This is a genomic window from Hymenobacter rubidus, from assembly GCF_016734815.1.
GTDB lineage: Bacteria > Bacteroidota > Bacteroidia > Cytophagales > Hymenobacteraceae > Hymenobacter > Hymenobacter rubidus.
In genome coordinates, this window is record NZ_JAERQF010000001.1 from 217,259 (window position 1) to 234,450 (window position 17,192).

Sequence of the window (17,192 nt, forward strand, 5' to 3'; positions counted from 1 at the left end):
CTTATGCGTACTATCACCCGGTTGTCCCTGCAGCGTTGGAAGCTTCGCGTTGCGGCCAGCGCAGCCCTCACCGGCGGCTTTTTAGCTTCGGCCGCTGCCCAGCAAGCGCCCGCCACCATCCGCCTGTTGCCTGAAGACGCCGAGCGCGGCCTGGGCGGCCCCCAGCACAACTTCGATTTTCTGCCCCCCGGCGTGACGGGCAATGAGTATAAGACGGCGGGCTTTTTTGGCCAGAAGCTGCGGCCTTACCTCGCCGGCCACCCCGACGCCCTGGCCGCGCTGGACCTGTACAAGCGTCAAAAAACCATCTTTCTCATCGACCGCCTGGTCGCAGTTGGCTCGTTTGGGGTATGGGGCCAGCAAATTTTTGCCGACGGGACCCCGCAGTACTTCAACGGCACCCAGAAGGTCGCCCTGGGCGTGTTTGCGGTGAGTATCCTATCAACCGCCTTCATCAACCACAACACCAACAGCTATCTGCAGCGGGCGGTGAATTCTTACAACGGCAACCTCAGCCACAGCGGCTGGTGGCCGCGCCTGCGCCCTGCCGCCGTGGGCCTGGGCGCCGCGCCCACCGGCCAGCCGGTGCTGGCCCTGCGTTGGACGGTGCGCTAACTTCGCGGTTTTCCCGTATAGGTCCCATCATGGACTACCCCTTGCCCGAAGCGGCCAGGCGCTACGTGGCCGCGCACCTGCACGATGACCCCGCCCACCTGGCCCTCCAAGCCCGCCGACACCCCGGCTTGCCCGTACCGGAGCTGGTACGCCAGATTCAGGCCCGCCAAAAGGCCCGCGCCAAGCTGCCCGACTGGGCCGACAACCCCGACCTTGTTTTTCCGCCCTCGCTTTCGGTTGAGCAGGCCTCTTCGGCGCGCACCGCAGCATTTAAGGCCACCCTGGTGGCGGGCCAACGACTGGCCGACCTCACCGGAGGCTTCGGGGCCGACACGGCGGCATTTGCCGGGCGCGTGGCGCACGTCGACTACGTGGAGCGCGACCCCAAGCTGGCGGCCATTGTGGGCTACAACCTGACGCAGTTAGGTATTGGCAACGTGACGGTGCATCCGGCTGATGCGCTGGCGTTTCTCAAAAGCACGCCGCAGCACTTCGACTGGCTCTACCTCGACCCCGCCCGCCGCGACACGGCCGCCCGCAAGATTTTTCTGCTCCGCGACTGCGAGCCCGATGTAGTGAAACTGCTGCCCCTGCTGCTGCACAAGGCCGATAAAATCCTGCTCAAAACTTCGCCCATGCTCGACATTGAGCACGCGGTGCAGGGCTTGGGGCATGTGCGCCGCCTCTGGGTGGTGGCCGTCGACAATGAGGTAAAAGAAGTGCTGTATGAGCTGGGGCAGGAGCCCGCCGTTGACCCCGAGCGCCACGCCCTGAACCTGCGCCGCGACGGGAGCCAGCAGGAGTTTCGCCTCAACCGCGCCCGCGAAGCACGGGCAACGCCCCGCTACGCCGAGGCGCAGCAGTACCTGTACGAGCCCAACGCGGCCGTGCTCAAGGCGGGAGCCTTCCGCAGCATTGGCACGGCCTTCGAGCTGCTGAAGCTGCACCAGCACAGCCACCTTTACACGTCGGATGTTCTAAGGGCGGACTTTCCGGGGCGCATTTTTAAAGTACTGGCCGTGGAGAAAGCCGATGGTGCGGCTTTGAAAGCACACTTGGGCCCGGAAGCGCGTGCCCACGTTACCACCCGCAATTTTCCCGACTCGGTGGCCGACTTTCGGCGGCGTACCGGTATTCGGGAGGGGGGCGAGGTGTACCTTTTTGCCACCACCGACCTGCGCGGCCGGCTCACTGTACTGGTGTGCGAAAAGGTACAGGCGGGGTCCGTCCGCTAGCCGGTGCAGGAAGGCCAAAGCAGCGCGCTCACAACCAAAGCTCAACCTTAGCTGTATTCCAGCTTCTTGCTTGCCGCGCACTTAGCGCGGGGCGCTTTTCTGCCTATGCCTTTTTCGATGCGATTTACCGATAAGATATGCCTGGTTACGGGCGGAACCTCCGGCATTGGCCGGGCCGCCTGTGTGCGGCTGGCAGCTGAAGGGGGCACCGTTGTAGTGGTGGGCCGCGACCGCACCGAGGGAACCGATACCGTTCGGCTCATCACGAAAGCGGGCGGCAAAGCCGTGTTTCTGGTCTGTGACCTGGCCAAGCCCCGCGCGATAGCAGCGATGGTGAAGAAAGCGCTGGCCCGTTACCACCGCATCGACGTGTTGGTGAACGATGCCGCCATGATGACCTTCGACCACCTTGTGGACCTGCCGCTGGCCCAGTGGGATGTGCTGATGCTGGTGAACCTGCGCTCGCTGGCCCAGCTCACGCAACTATGCCTGCCCCACATGCCGGCGGGCAGCGCCATCGTGGCCATCAGTTCGGTGCACGCCCACCAAACCACGGCCAGCGTGGTGCCCTACGCCACCAGCAAAGGCGGCCTGGAAGCGTTTGTGCGCGGCATGAGCCTGGAGCTCGACCGCCAGCAGACCCGCATCAACGCCATTGCGCCCGGCGCCGTGGACACGCCCATGCTTTGGAGCAACCCCAACGTGAAAAGCGGCGCCGAAAAAATCGACAAAGCCACGGTGGGGACGCCCGAGGAACTGGCCGCAGCCATTGCTTTCATGGCTTCCGACGAAGCGAGTTTTGTGCACGGCACGACGCTGGTGGTCGATGGCGGCCGCTTGGCGCAACTGTAAGGGCCGCCATTGCGCCAACTTTTGCACCGGCTGGCGGCTGCGAGTGAGCAGGCTACTGCGCGATGCAGCAAAATCGGCGGCCGCCTATCTTAATAGCTCGAATTTCCGTACTTTTGCGCCGCGCCCGCCCGCCGGTTTCCGGCCCGGCGGGCGCCTTTGCTTCTAATCTTTTCCTCTTTTCGCGCACTCAATGCCCTATCTGTTCACTTCCGAATCGGTTTCGGAAGGCCATCCTGATAAAGTTGCCGACCAGATTTCCGACGCCATTCTCGACGAATACCTGCGTCAGGACCCCACCGCCAAAGTAGCCTGCGAGACGCTCGTGACCACGGATTTTGCCCTCGTAGCCGGCGAAATTAAGTCGACGGCCCACGTGGATGCCGAGCCCATTGTGCGCGAAACCATCCGCCGCATCGGCTACAACAAGCCCGAATACCTGTTCAACGCCGACACTTGCGAGGTGATGAACCGCCTGCACGAGCAGTCGCCCGACATCAACCAAGGCGTGGAGCGCGCCAAGGACGAAGACCAGGGCGCCGGCGACCAAGGCATGATGTTCGGCTACGCCAGCCACGAAACGGCCAACTACATGCCGCTGGCCCTCGACCTCTCGCACCGTCTGCTGCAGGAGCTGGCCGCCATCCGCCGCGAGGCCCGCGACATGCCCTACCTGCGCCCCGACGCCAAAAGCCAGGTGACCATCCGCTACTCCGACGACCACAAGCCCGAGGCCATCGATACCATCGTTATCAGCACCCAGCACGACGAGTTCGACCCGTCGGAAGCTGCAATGCTGGAAAAGATTAAGGCTGATGTGCTGGCTGTCCTCATTCCGCGCGTGAAAGCCGGGTTGAGCACCGATGTGCAAGCCTTGTTCACCGACCAGATTACCTACCACATCAACCCCACGGGCAAGTTCGTTATCGGCGGCCCGCACGGCGACTCCGGCCTCACCGGCCGTAAAATTATTGTGGACACCTACGGCGGCAAAGGCGCCCACGGCGGCGGCGCTTTCTCCGGCAAAGACTCCTCGAAAGTCGACCGCTCGGCCGCATACGCCGCCCGCCACATTGCCAAAAACCTGGTAGCCGCCGGCGTTGCCGACCAAGTGCTGGTGCAGGTGGCCTACGCCATTGGCGTGGCCCAGCCGGTGGGCGTGTTCGTGACGACTTACGGTACCATCAAGGCTAAAAACGCGGCCGGCCAGTTGTTGACCGATGGCGAAGTGGCTGAGAAAGTGAACAAGCTGTTCGACCTGCGCCCCTATGCCATTGTGAAGCGCTTTGGCCTGCAAAATCCCATTTTCGCGCAAAGTGCAGCTTACGGGCACATGGGCCGCCTGCCCGGCACCGTGGATGTGGTGATGCCCGGCGGCGAGAAGAAGACCTTTGAGACTTTTACCTGGGAAAAGCTCGACTACGTGCCCCAGATTAAGGCCGAGTTCGGGTTATAATTTTAGCAGAAGCTTCCGCTTGCGCCGTGGTCAATGGCCGAGCAATGAAAAGCCCCGCTCACCTTTCGGTGAGCGGGGCTTTTGTATGATGTAATTCGCAGAACGGCGGTGGCAGAGCACCTGGAAGAACGTCATGCAGAGGCGCCGCCGAAGCATCTCGCGTGCGGTGCCCGCCATCCCGACCATCTGCTCATCAGCCAGATAAACAGAAACTTACCATATTAGCATGGTTTGAATGTAATCGTTTATAGGTGAGAAGGTCCTTCGCGATGCTCAGGATGACAGACGATTGAATTACTACCACACGTGAATTACTACCACACGCGAGATGCTTCGGCGGCGCCCCTGCATGACGTTCTTCCAGGTGCTCTGCTGACAGTCAATGGCTTTTCTCCGCGCTTACCCGTTGCTGCCAAGCGGGGTACTCCTTCGCTAGCAGCTCGGCGGGCCAAGTGCCGGCGTAGCCATAGCCCGTGCGGCGCTCGTACTCGACTTCGGCCAAGGAGTTCTTTTTTTCGCTATTGCGGCCTACGTAAATGGGCTTGTTGGTTTCGAGGTCGTAGAAGCGGGCCCAGATGGTGGAGGTGGGGTCGGGCACCATCACCCGGTCGTAGCCCTTGGGGGTGCCGGGGGCGCCGATTTGCCGCACGGTGTAGCCGGGGATTTTTACTTCTTCGAACCAGGCCACCGCGCTGTCGATGGCTTTTCTAACTTCGGGCGACGGGTGCTCGATGCCCATCAGAAACGCCACGATGCCCACCGACTCGCTGCCGCTGAGCGAGGGCAGCTCGAAGTTGCGGGCTTTGGCCGGCTGCAGGGTTTTCTCGTCGTATTGCGCGCACCAGGCCGTGAGCTTGCCGTGCTGCACGTACTGGGTTTTCAGAATGCAGTCGATGCCGCGGGCTAGGGCCTGCTCGGCCTGCTGGCGCAGGTTCTGGTCGACGCTGGCGTAATCGCCGGTGCGGGCCACCACGGCGCGCAACAGGCGCAGTACCCGAATCATGGCGTCGTCGTTGTAGGTAATCTGGTGGTGGTAGCCGGTCAGGTTGGGGTAGAATTGGGGGAAGCCGCCGTTGGGGTACTGCATTTTGAGCAGGTAGCCGATGCCGCGCTCGGCGGCCCGGCGGTAGGCGGGGTTGCTGGTGGTCACGAAGGCGTGCAGCAGGTAAGTGATTTCGCGGGTGGTCGCGTCGTTGTCGATGGTAGCATCGTTGAGGCCGGCTTCGTCTGTGAGCAGGGCTTTGAACACCGGGTCCAGCGGCCGGTGGTAGTCCACCCGCTTCTCGCCGATGGCCTTGGGCCAGCCGCCGTCGAGGCGCTGGTACACCAGCATCCGCTCGGCCACGGTGTCCTGGGCCACGGGGCCGGGCGCGGGCAGCCTGGGTGCTTGGGGGTCCACGTTCCAACGGCCGCCGAAGGTCCAGTTGGCGGTAATCTGCTGGGGCGTGGGGGAATTGGCGGCGGTGCTCAGGTTGTCGCGCAGCCAGGCGTAGTCGCCGCCGGTGCGGTGGCAGTTGAAGTAATACACGCGCCGCCCCCACATGGGCGCCGAATCGCCGGACGGGGCCGGGTAGATGTCGGCGTCGGCCATGTTCTTGGCAAACGTGCAGTTGACGAGGTAAAACTGCGAGTCGTGGTGGTAGCGACCGAGCTTGAAATCCGGGTCGCCGGTGAAAGTGCAGTTTTTGAGCACCGTTTTCGCGTCCTTATTCATGGAGCCATCCTGCCAGATGGCGGCGTTCAGGTTGTGGCAAACGAAGCGGCAGTTTTCGGCGTAGGCCCAGCCGCGGGGGCAATAGAAATCCACCGAGCCTTCCATGGTGCAGTCCTGGAAATAGTACAGGCCTTCCTCCTTGTCCCAGGGGCTCACCGTGTCGTTGCCGAGGGTGCGGAAGGTGCAATGCCGCACGGCCAGCCGAGTGGTGTTGGCGGCGGTGTAGAGGGCCATTTGGTGGTCGGCACTGTTGATGACCTTCTGGCCGCCAGGCTCGCTGGCGCAGGCAATGGTTTCGCCCTTAGGGTGGTCGGCTCCGTAGCTGTTGATGACAGTGAGCTTCTCCAACGTCACATCGGGGCTGTCGCGCAGGTTCAACGTGGCCACGTCCCAGCGGCCGGCATTGGCCGGGTCGCAGCGAAAGTTGGCGTTGGCCTGCGAAATCGTGATGACGACGCCCGCTTCGCTTTGGCCGCGCAGCACCAGGCCGGGCTTGCCGTCGATGGTGACTTTTTCGCGGTAGGTGCCGTTTTTAATGAACACCACCGGCAACGGCGCGGCGCGGCCGTTCAGGCTGGTGATGGCTGCCTGAATGGTGCGAAAATCGCCGGTGCCGTTCTGGGCCACTGTAATCTGGCGCTTGGCGCTGGCTGGTGTTTGGGCCGAGGCAGAGTTACCGAACAGCAGAGGTAAGAGCAGGAACAGGTACTTGAACATTGTTTTGAACATCATTGAACGGTCATGCAGAGCGTAGCGAAGCATCTCGCTTGCTCAACGTAATTCAATCGATTTGTTTACTAAAGCACGCGAGATGCTATGCTCTGCATGACGGCTATTTAATCCACAAACCGAATGCGGCCACCGGCCTTGGCCACCAAATCCGGCAGGTCGTAGTATTGCAGCACCCCGTAGAGCACGTTCGTGTAGGCATCCTGTTGCATCGGGTTCTGAATCAGCTGCTCGAAGGAGCGAAAGCCGCCGGATATTTCGGCGCTTTTAATACGGTCGTCTAGGTAGGCTGCGTGGATGGCGGTGGGGGCGTACAAACCATTGGCCACCAGTTTTAGGGCATGGCCGCGCAGGCCGGCATCGGTACCAATGAAGTCGACCAGCGAACGAACGTCAACCACCCGCTGGCCCAGTACGGGGCGGCCCACGTGCAGGCTCAGCATGGCATTGCGGTATTCTTTACTCCAGTATTTGAGGTCGTTGAGCTCGGCAGGGTCGGCCGTTTCGCCAAAGCCGCGCAGGTCGGCTAGCACCAGAATATCGCCCCGGTTCAGGTAGGCGTTGGTGGTGGTTTCGTCGTTCAGCACCGGCTCTTTGCCCGCCGCATTGAGGTAGAGCACCACGGTGGAGGCGGGCGACGCATTTTCCGGCGTCAGCACCACGCAGGGCACCGGCAGTTGTCCCGGCCGAATAAGTTGGTACTTGGCCAGCGCATACGTCCGGCCCGCCACGGTGCCCGTGGGCTCAGCGCGGACAGCTTCCAACGGCTCCTCAATGCCTAGCAGCTTTTGCACCTGTCGGGCCACTTCTGTCTTCTCCTGCCCAAGAAAAGCGGCGCGCCGGGCGGCATACGCCTGCGCCAGTGCCAGGTTGGCCCGCGGCAAGCTCACGGCATCGGGAAAGGCGGTGGCTGTTTGGCCGGTAGCGGTGCACAGCAGGTCTTTCTCGGGTATCGGCGTCAGGGCCTGCTCGGCTACGGGCGCGGCATCGTGGCTCAGCCAGGTGCGAAACCAAGTGATGGCGGCCTCGCGCTTGGGCTGCGGCATGCCGTGGCCTCCTTCGATGGTGAACTGGCTCACCTGCTTTTCAACCCCGAAAACACGGTAGACTTTTTTCAGGTCATCGTAAGCCTGGGTGGCGCCCCAGTAATCCACAAAATCGTAGTAGCCCGACATGATGAGCAGCGGCTTGGGCGCAAACAGCGCCAGGAAATCGGCTATTTCCAAGTGTTCGCGGCCTTCGTTCGGGATGTGCTGGCAGCCGTCGGAAGGGCCTTGTAGTTCCAGCACCCGCTCGCGGCGCGACACGTAGCTGCACACCACGGCGGCCTTGATGCGCTCGTCGAGGGCGATGAGGTAAGTGGCCTGCGTGCCGCCGCCTGAGCTGCCGATGCAGCCCATTTTGGTTTTATCAAGCTCCGGGCGGGTTTCCAGGTAGTCGAGGGCGCGGGTATTGTCCCAATATTCGTAGGCGGCCACGCTGGTGCCCACCAGGTTGGCGCCGGCATTGAGCAGGGTGTGCTCAGTGGTGGAGCCGCGGGTGAGTGCTTTGCCGGCCGCGTCAGTCAACTGCAGTCGCTCGCCCTGCGCCACGGGGTCTACGGCGAACACGGCCACGCCGTGGCGGGCAAACAGCGCCCCTACGCGCTGGTCGCCCACCTTGCCATTGGGCCCGTGCCCGGCCAACGATAGCGCCACCGGAAAACGCCCCGCTCCCATCGGCAAGTACAGATTAGCCGTAATGTAGCGGTGCGGCGCGCTCTCAAACACCACCCGCTCTACCCGAAATCCGTCCTGCGGCAGCGTGCCCACCACCTGCGCGTGCAGGTCGGTTTTGGCCGGAAACTCGCCCAGAATGCTGCGGTACCGCTCCCGGCGGGTTTGCTGGTAGCGCAGCAGCGCTTTGCGCGAAGCGAGGGCTTCGGTTAGCTCCCGCTGGCGGTCGGCGTACTGCTGATGCACGGCCCGCATCAGGTAAGCATTGTAGGCCGTGTTGTTTTTCCAGGTCAGCGCCGAGGCGCTTTGGGCCCGGCCGGGCCGGGCCACGCCAGTAAAGAGCAGCAAGAGCAGCAGGCCGTGGCGCATGGCAGAAGGACTAACCAAGTTTGTAGGGCTGGGCCGGGGCGTTCACCACATCGGGCAGCTTGGGTGGGTCAATGGTGACGGCGCCCTCCAGCCCCGAGCCGGTCACGTTGTTTACGCTCAGCAGCGGCCCGCTGAAGCCGGTGACGCTAATGTTGCGCAGCTTAGCTTTCTTGATGTTGGCCAGCGAAATGCCTTTGGCGCAGGTGCCCGACACGTTGACGAACGTAAACCCGTCCAGCGGCTTATGCGGATGCACGGACGTGCCTTCCACCAGCACCGGCACGTCTTTCACCCGGATGTTGGAAAACTGAAAGTTGCGCACCGTGGGAATGCCTTCGTCGCCGGGCACGGGCTGCTGGTCCTGCAAGCCACTGCCCAACAGGTTGAAGCGCAGGAAGCCCGCTACCGTGCCCGTCACGTCGATGTCATCGACGACGATGTCCTCGATAAACGCCCCCCGGCCGGGCCGGCTTTTGATGTAGATGGCGTGGGTGTTGGCAAAAGTGAACTTGCAGTGCTCGATGCGCACGTTGCGGATGCCGCCCGACGTTTCGCTGCCAATGCCGATGCAGGCAAAAATGCTGTCGGCGAAGGTGCAGTTGCGAATGACTACGTCCTCGGTGGTGCGCAGCAGGGTGTAGCCCTCCAGGCCGCGCCCCGACTTGAGCGAAATGCAGTCGTCGCCGGTGTTGATGTCGCAGCCCTCGATGAGCACGTGCTTGCAGGAATCGACGTCGATGCCGTCGCCGTTGCCGCCGGTGCTGCGGATGGTGAGGTTCTTAATTACGATGTTCTCGCAGTACGTGGGGTGCAGGCACCACATGCGGAAGTAGTCGGTCGAGAAGTCCTCGAAGCGCAGGCCGGTGCAGCCCAACGGCTCGATGAGGGCCGGATGGCGCAGCGGGTTTTCGGCATTGGGGCGCCCACCCAGCGCGTGGTTGCCCATGATTTTGCCTGGTCCTACCAAGCCAATGTTGTGGGCATCGACGGCGTAAATGAGCCCGACGTGGCCCGGAATCCACTTGCCCTCCCAGCGCACCTGCATCACCGGATAATCGGCGAAATCCGGCGTGCCGGTCATCACGGCCTCTTTGTCCAGGCGCAGCAGCGTATTCGATTTCAAGGCAATGGCGCCCGTGAGGTAGTTGCCGGCCGGCACCAGCACCTCGCCGCCGCCCAGCACCCAGCAGCGGTCCAGCGCCTGCTGAATGGCCACGGTATCCTTGGTGGTGCCGTCGCCCTTGGCCCCAAAATCGCGCACGTTGAGCAAAACCTTGGGTGTAGTCGGAGCCGGGACGGGAGTACTACCTGAAACAGCGGCCGCCGCACTGCCCACCAGCGAGGAGGCCACCGGCGCCACCAGCAGGCTTTGCCCGGCTATTTTCAGGAAGCCGCGCCGGGTATTAGAGTTTCCCATAAAGCATGTTTTCGCTAAGTCGGAAGGGGGCTTTAAAACAGAACTAAACGTCCTGCTGAGCTTGTCGAAGCACCTCTACCGCAGCATTAAAATTGATTAGTTGCGCAGTAGTGATGCTTCGACAAGCTCAGCAGGACGTTTTAAGTCGTAACTGACGGCTTATTTGTAGGCCATGTTTTGCACCACGTTGGGGTTGGTGTCGATGGTGGTTTGCGGGATGGGCAGCAACTCCTTGCCCGCATTTGGCTTGTATTCGGAGGCCAGGTTGGCAATGCCGGCATCGGTGATGGAGCTGCGCCAGGCCACGGCGGTGGTGCCGGTGGGCGCGGTAGCAGGCGAAGGCTTATAGAACGAGCGGGCCCACTGCACCACGCCATTCACCACGCGGTAGTAGGCGGTGGCGGGATAGCCGGCGTAGCGGCCCGTACCGGCTTTTAGGGCCGCCAGGTTGGCGCGGGCTTCGGTCAGCTTCTGGTTCAGCAGGTTCCAGCGGATGAGGTCGTATTTGCGGATGCCCTCGCCGCCCAGCTCCAGGTACCGCTCGTTGGCAATGGTGTTGAAGAAGTCGGCCTTGGTGGCGGTGCCGGCGGCCGGCAGGCGGGCCAGGGTGGTGTTGCCGCCATAGCCGCGGTTGCGCACCTCCTGCACAGCGGCAATGCCGGCGGCAGTAGGGCCATTCAGCTCGTTGTCGGCTTCGGCAAACATCAGCAGCACGTCGGCAAAGCGCAGGATGGGCCAGTTGTATTGCAGGTAGTTGTTCACGCCGGGCAGAGCGGGGTTGCGCCAGTCGCGGCGGAACTTGCCGTCCGTCATGCCGCCGCCTGCAGTGGTCAGGGGCGCCAGGGGCGTAGCTTTTTGCAGGTTGTTGCTCTCAACTGTATAGGCAGCCAAGGTAATGTCGCGGCGCACGTCGGTCGAGTCGAAGGCGTAGAAATAGGTCGGCACCGCGCCAATGGAGCCGGCGGTAGTGCCGTAGGTGGTCGACCCGTTCAGCTTGGGCCCGTTGTAGTAGCCCAGCTTGCTGTCCGAAACGGCGCTTGAGCCGGCCATGGCCACTTCAAAAATAATTTCGTGGTAGGTATCAAACCGCAGTTCGTTGATGCTGCGCCACAGGTCCGAAAAGCTGGGGTTGAGGGTGTGCTCGCCGCGCTTGGCCATGATGTCGGAACATTCCTGCCGGGCCATGGTGTAGAAGGTGGCGTAATCGCCGGGGCGCTCCATCAAGCCGGTGCTGGCATTGGAGCGGTAGCCGCCGCGGTACAGGGCCATGCGGGCGCGCAGTCCCTTCACAGCCGCTTTGGTGAGGCGCTCGCTGGCGGCACCCGCGCCGGTGCGCCAGGGCACCAGTTTTTCGGCCACCAGCAGGTCGGCCAGCAGTTTGTCGTAGGTGGCGTTGCGGTCGGCGTTGGGCATGTTCAGGCTCGCATTATCCACCGACGGAATCATCGGGACCGGCACATCGCCCCAGTTCCGAATCAGTTCGAAGTAGTACTGGGCCCGCAGCGTCAGGGCCTCGCCGTAGAGGCGGTGCAGCGCTGCCGTATCGGCCGATGTGCCCTTGCTGTATTGGCTCATCAGCGGAATGTACTTGATGCAGATGTTGGAGCGCTCCACGCCCTGGTAGAGCGTGTTGAAGGGGTTGCGCACCTCCGCATTCACGGGCAGGGCCGTGTAGCGGGCAATGCTGAGGCGGGCACCGTCGGCCACGTTCAGCGGGCTGGCCTGCATCTCGTCGGTGTCGTAGGGATAGTACAGGTTGAGGCGGGTGCCGTACGAGGTATCGCCCGACAGCAGGTCGTAGGCCCCAATCACGGCACCGGTGGCACCGGCCACATCTATAAATACGTCCTCGGCCGAATACAGCGCTTCGGGCTTCACGCTCAGGTAGTCTTTGCAGGCGGAGAGAGCAGCTATGCCCGCCAACAAAACGGCCACAGCGGTCGAATGGCGAAAAATCGGTTTCATATATCGCAGAAAATTAAAGCCTTACAAAGAAAGATTAACCCCAAACAGCAAGAGGCGGCTGCGCGGGTAGCCGCCGTAGTCGACGCCCGGCGTGAGCGGCGACGAGCGGCGGGTGTTCGTCTCCGGGTCGTAGCCCGTGTATTTGGTGAAGGTGTAGAGGTTGTTGGCCGTCACGTAGAACCGGGCCTGCGTGAGTTTTACCTTCGCAATCAGCGCTTTGGGCAGCGAGTAACCGATGGTCACGTTGTTGACGCGCAGAAACGAGCCGTTTTCCACGGCCCACGAATGCAGGAAGAACGTGCGCGTGGGCTGCCAGATGGTGGCGTTCTGGTTCACTTGCCGCGATGTCTCCAAGTCGGTGATGGCGTTGCCGTTGGCGTCGATGGTGCGGTAGCGGTTGTTCATCGTGGCCAGCAGGTTGGAGTAAGGGTTCACCGCCGAGGTGTACTCTATCTTGTTGGCGTTGTAGATGTCGTTGCCCAGCACGAAATTGAGGAAGATACTGGCGTCGAACCCTTTGTAAGAAAATTGCTGGTTGAGGCCGCCCGTGAGCTTGGGGTTGGCATTGCCAATAACGGTGCGGTCGTTGGAGTCCACCACGCCGTTGCCGTCCACGTCTTTCAGCTTGATGATGCCGGGTGCCACGGGCTGGCCCTGCACGGTGGCGTCCGACGGACGGTCCGATTTCAGCACCCAGGCTTTTTTCGCGGCGTCGTAACCCGAAAAGTCATCCGCGGTGTAAAAGCCGTCAGTTATGTAGCCGTACATCAGGCCCACCGGGTCGCCCACGCGGGCCAGGTAATCCTGCGTGATGGTGGTGCTGGCCCAGCCCGAACTGAGACCGGCAATGCTGGCAATGGGCCCGAGGCTTTCGATGCGGCCCCGGTTGACCGATGAGTTGGCGCTGGCCGTCCAGGTAAAGTCGGGCGTCCGGACCACGGCACCGCTCAGCTGCAGCTCAAAGCCCTGGTTCGAGGTTTCGCCCACGTTTTGCAGCTGCGAGGTATAGCCCGAGGTGGGCGTAATCGGCACGTCCACGAGCAGGTCGCGGGTCGAGTTCTTGTACACATCGGCCGTGAACTGCACGCGGTTGTTGAACAGGCTCAAGTCGATGCCCGCGTTGCGCGACACCGTGGTTTCCCACTTCAGGTAGGGATTGGCCAGCGTGGTAGCCACCGTGCCCAGCGTGATGGCCTTGAGCAAGCCGTACTGCCCGCCACCGGCCTGGAAATACTGGTCGAACAGGAAGTCGTTGATGCGGTTGTTGCCGGCCAGGCCGTAGCTCAGGCGCAGCTTCAGGTCCGACACGGCGGCCAGGGGCAGCATGAAGGCTTCCTTCGACAAGCGCCACGCTACCGAGGCCGCCGGGAAATACGCCACGTTGCGGCTTTGGGCGAATTTCGACGAGCCATCGGCCCGCACCGTGCCCGTGAAGAGGTACTTCTCGTCAAACGAATAAGTGACGCGGCCGAAACCCGACAACAGGTGCGCTTCCGCGTTGCTGGAAGTGGGGTTGGGCTGCCGGGCCGTGGAGTTGGGCAGCACGCCTTGGTTGATGTTGGCCAGGGCCCGCTCGGCCGTGATGCTCTGCGGCAGGAAATAGGTTTGCGCGTTGAGGGCACTTGCCCGCTGCTGGTAAATTTCTTCGCCCACCAACGCATCGACTGCGTGCCGCCCGCTTTTAAAAGCGTAGGTCAGCACGTTGGAGTTATTAATAATGACCTGCTGGCTGGTGCCAATGCTGACGAACGGTAGATTCTGGTACGGCCCCGACGGTGCCAGAATGGCCGGCGAATAGCGCCCCGAGAAGCTTTCCTGGCGAATGTCCGAGATGTCAAAACCCACCGTCGAGCGAAATGCCAGGTCTTTGGTGAAGTTGAAGGAGGCGTTGGCGCCCAGGTTCAGGTTGCGCAGCTTGTCGCGGCGGTAGTCGTTTTCGATGGCAATGACCGGGTTCACCAGGTTCGACTGGCTGAAGAACGTGGGGTCGAACACGCCGGGGTCGAGGGCGCCGGGCAGGGCCACGGCCAGCGGCAGAAACTGGTCCACATTGCGCAGGCGCACCGCCGAGTTGGTGTTGTTGGTCGTCACGCCCTGGCCCAGCGAAGTCTGGTCGTTGTAGCGCACATTGCCCCCGAAGCGAAACTTGTCCGATACCGTGTTATCGAAGCGGAAGTTCAGCAGGTTACGGGAATAGTCAGACCCCAGCTGAATGCCTTTTTCGTCGTTGCGGGTAAGACTCAGCGAGTACGTGGAGTTTTTGCTGCCGCCGGCCAGCGACAGGTTGTGCGTCTGCTGGTAGGCATCGCGGCCAAACACCTGCTCCTGCCAATCCAGAAATGGCTGGTTACGGGCCTGGTTCAGCGTATCGCTGGTGAAGTTGCGGCTGCCAAAAAACGCCTTAAAGGCCGGCAGCGTGTTCGTGTTCACGGCCCGCTCGTACTGGTAATCCACAAAGTCGGCCGGCTTCATCAGGTCGAGCTTTTTGCTGAGCTGCCGCACCCCGGCATAGCCGCTATAGGTAATCACCGTTTTGCCTTCGCGGCCGGTTTTAGTAGTGATAATCACCACGCCGTTGGCGCCGCGCGCGCCGTAAATGGCCGTAGCCGCGGCATCCTTCAGCACATCGACCGAAGCAATGTCCTGCGGTGCAATCACGGTCAACGCATTCTCAATCTGCACCCCATCCACCACGTACAGCGGCGAGTTATCCTGCGTCACCGACCCGCCGCCCCGGATGCGAATCTGCACGTTCGAGTTGCCAGGTGCGCCCTCGGCGCTGGTCACCTGCACGCCCGCCAGACGGCCCGAAAGGGCTTCGGCCGCAGAGTTGACGGGAACGTCCTTGATTTGCTGGGCGCTCACCGACGAAACCGAACCCGTTACGTCGCGGCGCTGCACGGTTTGGTAGCCAATCACCACTACGTCCTCCAGCTGCTTGCTGTCGGAAGCCAACGACACGTTGATGGTAGACTGGCCGCCCACTTTCACGGCCTGCGACACGTAGCCCACGTAGCTGAAGCGCAACGTGGCGTTGTCGCTGCCGGCCGGCAGCGTGATGCTGTAGTCGCCGTTGGGGCCGGTCGAGGCGCCGTTGGTGGTGCCCTCCACCAGCACCGTTACGCCGGGCAAGGCTTCTCCTTCTTTCGATTTGACAATTCCCTGCACTTGCCGGCTCTGGGCCAGCGCCAGTCCCACGCTCCCGAAAAACAGGAACAAGAGAAAAAGTAAACGTTTTTGCATACAAAAAAGGGAAGTAGGTGGGTTTAAAAGACAGAAAAAACAACAAAAGCAGCCTTGTACCAACCAGATGGCAGGCGTCATGCCCTCATCTCGCCGGCCTATCGCAGGCGCACACCCGGTTTTACCAACCAAGCGCCACCATGTCTCAGTGAATATACTTCACAAAGAGCTGACTGATTTCAAAGAGCTGACAAAAAGCCACAAATTGTAGGTAAGTACTTACTCATAAGTATTCCGGTCGTTTAAAGGTGACAGTCATAGGCCGACATAACCAAGCCCCCTATAGTATTTCTTTGTGCAATCGTTGCCGGGAACGTTGCCGGGTTAGAAAATCTCATTAAATCATGCGGCCTGCTTAGCGTCACTAACCTCAGCAGTATCAACTGCCTGCCCGTATGCTTCTTCGCTTTGTAAACAAAGCCAATATACTTATGACCATACCTTTAACAAAGCACATCTCATATTACATCAATCTTTGCAGCAAAACACTGTCCTGCGTCCTTGCTATTAGACAAGACCATTAACATGCCGGCTGGGCATAGAAAAGCCCCGCTCTTCTTGCGACGAGCGGGGCTTTTCTGCTGTTCTGGGCCAAGTTAAAGCCTGGACCACAGGCTAGTGCGCCATGGCCTTTTCTTTGTGCTTCGTGATTTGGCGCCGCAGGTTTTCGGCAGCGGCATCAGCCGCCGCCTCAAAAGAAGCGGCATCTTCCTGGCTAAACAAGATGTTGCCGGGCACCAGCAGCTTTATTTCAACGGTTTTATTCTCGATGCCGTCCTTGTTGTTTAGGCGGAGAATCACCTCACCCTCGGTGACTTTATCATAAAAAGTTTCCAGCTTATTCAAACGTTGCTGAACAAAATCAAGCAGTTTCTTATCGGCGTCGAAATGCACCGAATGCATCTGTACTTTCATAAAGCGGGTGATTAAGAGGTAAAAAGGAAAACAAAACTCAGGCCCGCGGATGGGCCTGTTCGAATACGGATTTCAGGCGGTCGACGGACAAGTGGGTGTACACCTGCGTGGCGGCCAGGCTGGCATGCCCCAGCAGTTCTTTGATGGAATTCAGGTCGGCCCCTTTGCCCAGCAAGTGGGTTGCAAAGGCGTGCCGCAACGCGTGGGGGTGCTGCTGCGCCCCCGAAGTCGTAATCTGGCTCAGGTAGCGTTTCACCGTGCGGTACACAAACTTCTCGTACATGGCCTCCCCTTTGTCGGTGAGCAGCAACGGGCCACCCACTGCGCCAAACTCATGCGCCCGTTTGGCTTGGTAGCGTTCAATAACCAGCTTCAGGGTGGGGTTCAGGGGCACAATGCGCTGCTTGTTGCCCTTGCCGGTTACGCGTACTGTGCCCGCCGCCAGGCCCACGTCGGCGGCGTGGATGCCAATGAGTTCAGAGAGGCGGATGCCCGTGCCGTAGAGTATTTCCAAAACAAGTTGGTCGCGCTGCCCGGAAAAGTCTTCCCCAAACTCAAAGGAATTCAGCAACCCATTCAGCGCCTCCTCAGGCACAAATTCGGGCAGTTTCTTGGCCATCTTGGGAGCCTTGATGCGCAGCATGGGATTGGCCCCAATTGCGCCGGTGCGCAGCAGAAACTTATAATAGGAGCGCAGGCACGCCACTTTGCGGTTCACTGTGCGCGGGTCCAAGTCTTCCTGCATCAGTTCTACCACCCAGCCCCGGATGAGCGGGTGCGTGGCCTGCGCAGGGTCAGCCAGTTCATACGCCGATTTCAGATAGGCTGCAAACTGGCCCAAATCGGTCTTGTACGATACCAGCGTGTGAGGACTGTAGCGCCGCTCAAAGCGCAGGAAATCGAGAAAAGCGTCCATATCAACAGCAAGAAAGCCCGGCGGTTGGGCCGGGCATCCAATGTAGCGTTTTTT

General features: G+C 61.2%; 11 protein-coding genes. 4 read left to right on the plus strand and 7 right to left on the minus strand.

Annotated features, from left to right (window positions below; translation table 11 throughout):
* Positions 1 to 3 precede the first annotated feature (3 nt).
* From JKL48_RS00940 to metK, 4 genes are all read left to right on the plus strand, one after another.
* Entirely contained in the window at positions 4 to 615 is a 612-nt protein-coding gene (locus JKL48_RS00940) for a hypothetical protein (protein WP_201977435.1), read from the plus strand.
* A 29-nt stretch (positions 616 to 644) separates the two neighbouring features.
* Complete coding sequence (locus JKL48_RS00945) at positions 645 to 1,850, plus strand: class I SAM-dependent methyltransferase (protein WP_201977437.1); 1,206 nt, start codon at positions 645 to 647, stop codon at positions 1,848 to 1,850.
* A gap of 117 nt (positions 1,851 to 1,967) precedes the next feature.
* On the plus strand, positions 1,968 to 2,702 hold the full coding sequence (locus tag JKL48_RS00950) for an SDR family NAD(P)-dependent oxidoreductase (protein WP_201977439.1): 735 nt from the start codon (positions 1,968 to 1,970) through the stop codon (positions 2,700 to 2,702).
* Positions 2,703 to 2,892: 190 nt separating this feature from the next.
* Positions 2,893 to 4,155 (plus strand): methionine adenosyltransferase, encoded by a 1,263-nt coding sequence (gene metK, locus JKL48_RS00955; protein ID WP_201977441.1) that lies wholly within the window; start codon positions 2,893 to 2,895, stop codon positions 4,153 to 4,155.
* A 379-nt stretch (positions 4,156 to 4,534) separates the two neighbouring features.
* On the opposite strand, the gene pelA is transcribed toward metK, so the two are convergent.
* From pelA to JKL48_RS00990, 7 genes are all read right to left on the minus strand, one after another.
* Entirely contained in the window at positions 4,535 to 6,586 is a 2,052-nt protein-coding gene (gene pelA, locus JKL48_RS00960) for a pectate lyase (RefSeq protein WP_201977443.1), read from the minus strand.
* Between the two features lie 119 nt (positions 6,587 to 6,705).
* Positions 6,706 to 8,700 (minus strand): alpha/beta hydrolase family protein, encoded by a 1,995-nt coding sequence (locus JKL48_RS00965; protein ID WP_201977444.1) that lies wholly within the window; start codon positions 8,698 to 8,700, stop codon positions 6,706 to 6,708.
* A complete protein-coding gene (locus tag JKL48_RS00970; protein WP_201977445.1) occupies positions 8,693 to 10,099 on the minus strand; it encodes a glycoside hydrolase family 28 protein in 1,407 nt (468 codons plus the stop codon). Before JKL48_RS00970 ends, JKL48_RS00965 begins: the two co-directional genes overlap by 8 nt.
* 159 nt (positions 10,100 to 10,258) lie before the next feature.
* Positions 10,259 to 12,064: a RagB/SusD family nutrient uptake outer membrane protein gene (locus JKL48_RS00975; protein ID WP_201977446.1), complete on the minus strand. Its 1,806-nt coding sequence runs from the start codon at positions 12,062 to 12,064 to the stop codon at positions 10,259 to 10,261.
* A 21-nt stretch (positions 12,065 to 12,085) separates the two neighbouring features.
* The gene (locus tag JKL48_RS00980) at positions 12,086 to 15,307 is read right to left on the minus strand and encodes a SusC/RagA family TonB-linked outer membrane protein (RefSeq protein ID WP_201977447.1); all 3,222 of its coding nucleotides are present in this window, start codon (positions 15,305 to 15,307) and stop codon (positions 12,086 to 12,088) included.
* A gap of 615 nt (positions 15,308 to 15,922) precedes the next feature.
* Positions 15,923 to 16,222 carry a ribosome hibernation-promoting factor, HPF/YfiA family gene (gene hpf / locus JKL48_RS00985; protein ID WP_201977449.1) on the minus strand — a complete coding sequence of 100 codons (300 nt, stop codon included), beginning with the start codon at positions 16,220 to 16,222 and terminating at the stop codon, positions 15,923 to 15,925.
* A gap of 37 nt (positions 16,223 to 16,259) precedes the next feature.
* The gene (locus JKL48_RS00990) at positions 16,260 to 17,138 is read right to left on the minus strand and encodes a tyrosine-type recombinase/integrase (RefSeq protein ID WP_201977451.1); all 879 of its coding nucleotides are present in this window, start codon (positions 17,136 to 17,138) and stop codon (positions 16,260 to 16,262) included.
* Between the last annotated feature and the right edge of the window lie 54 nt (positions 17,139 to 17,192).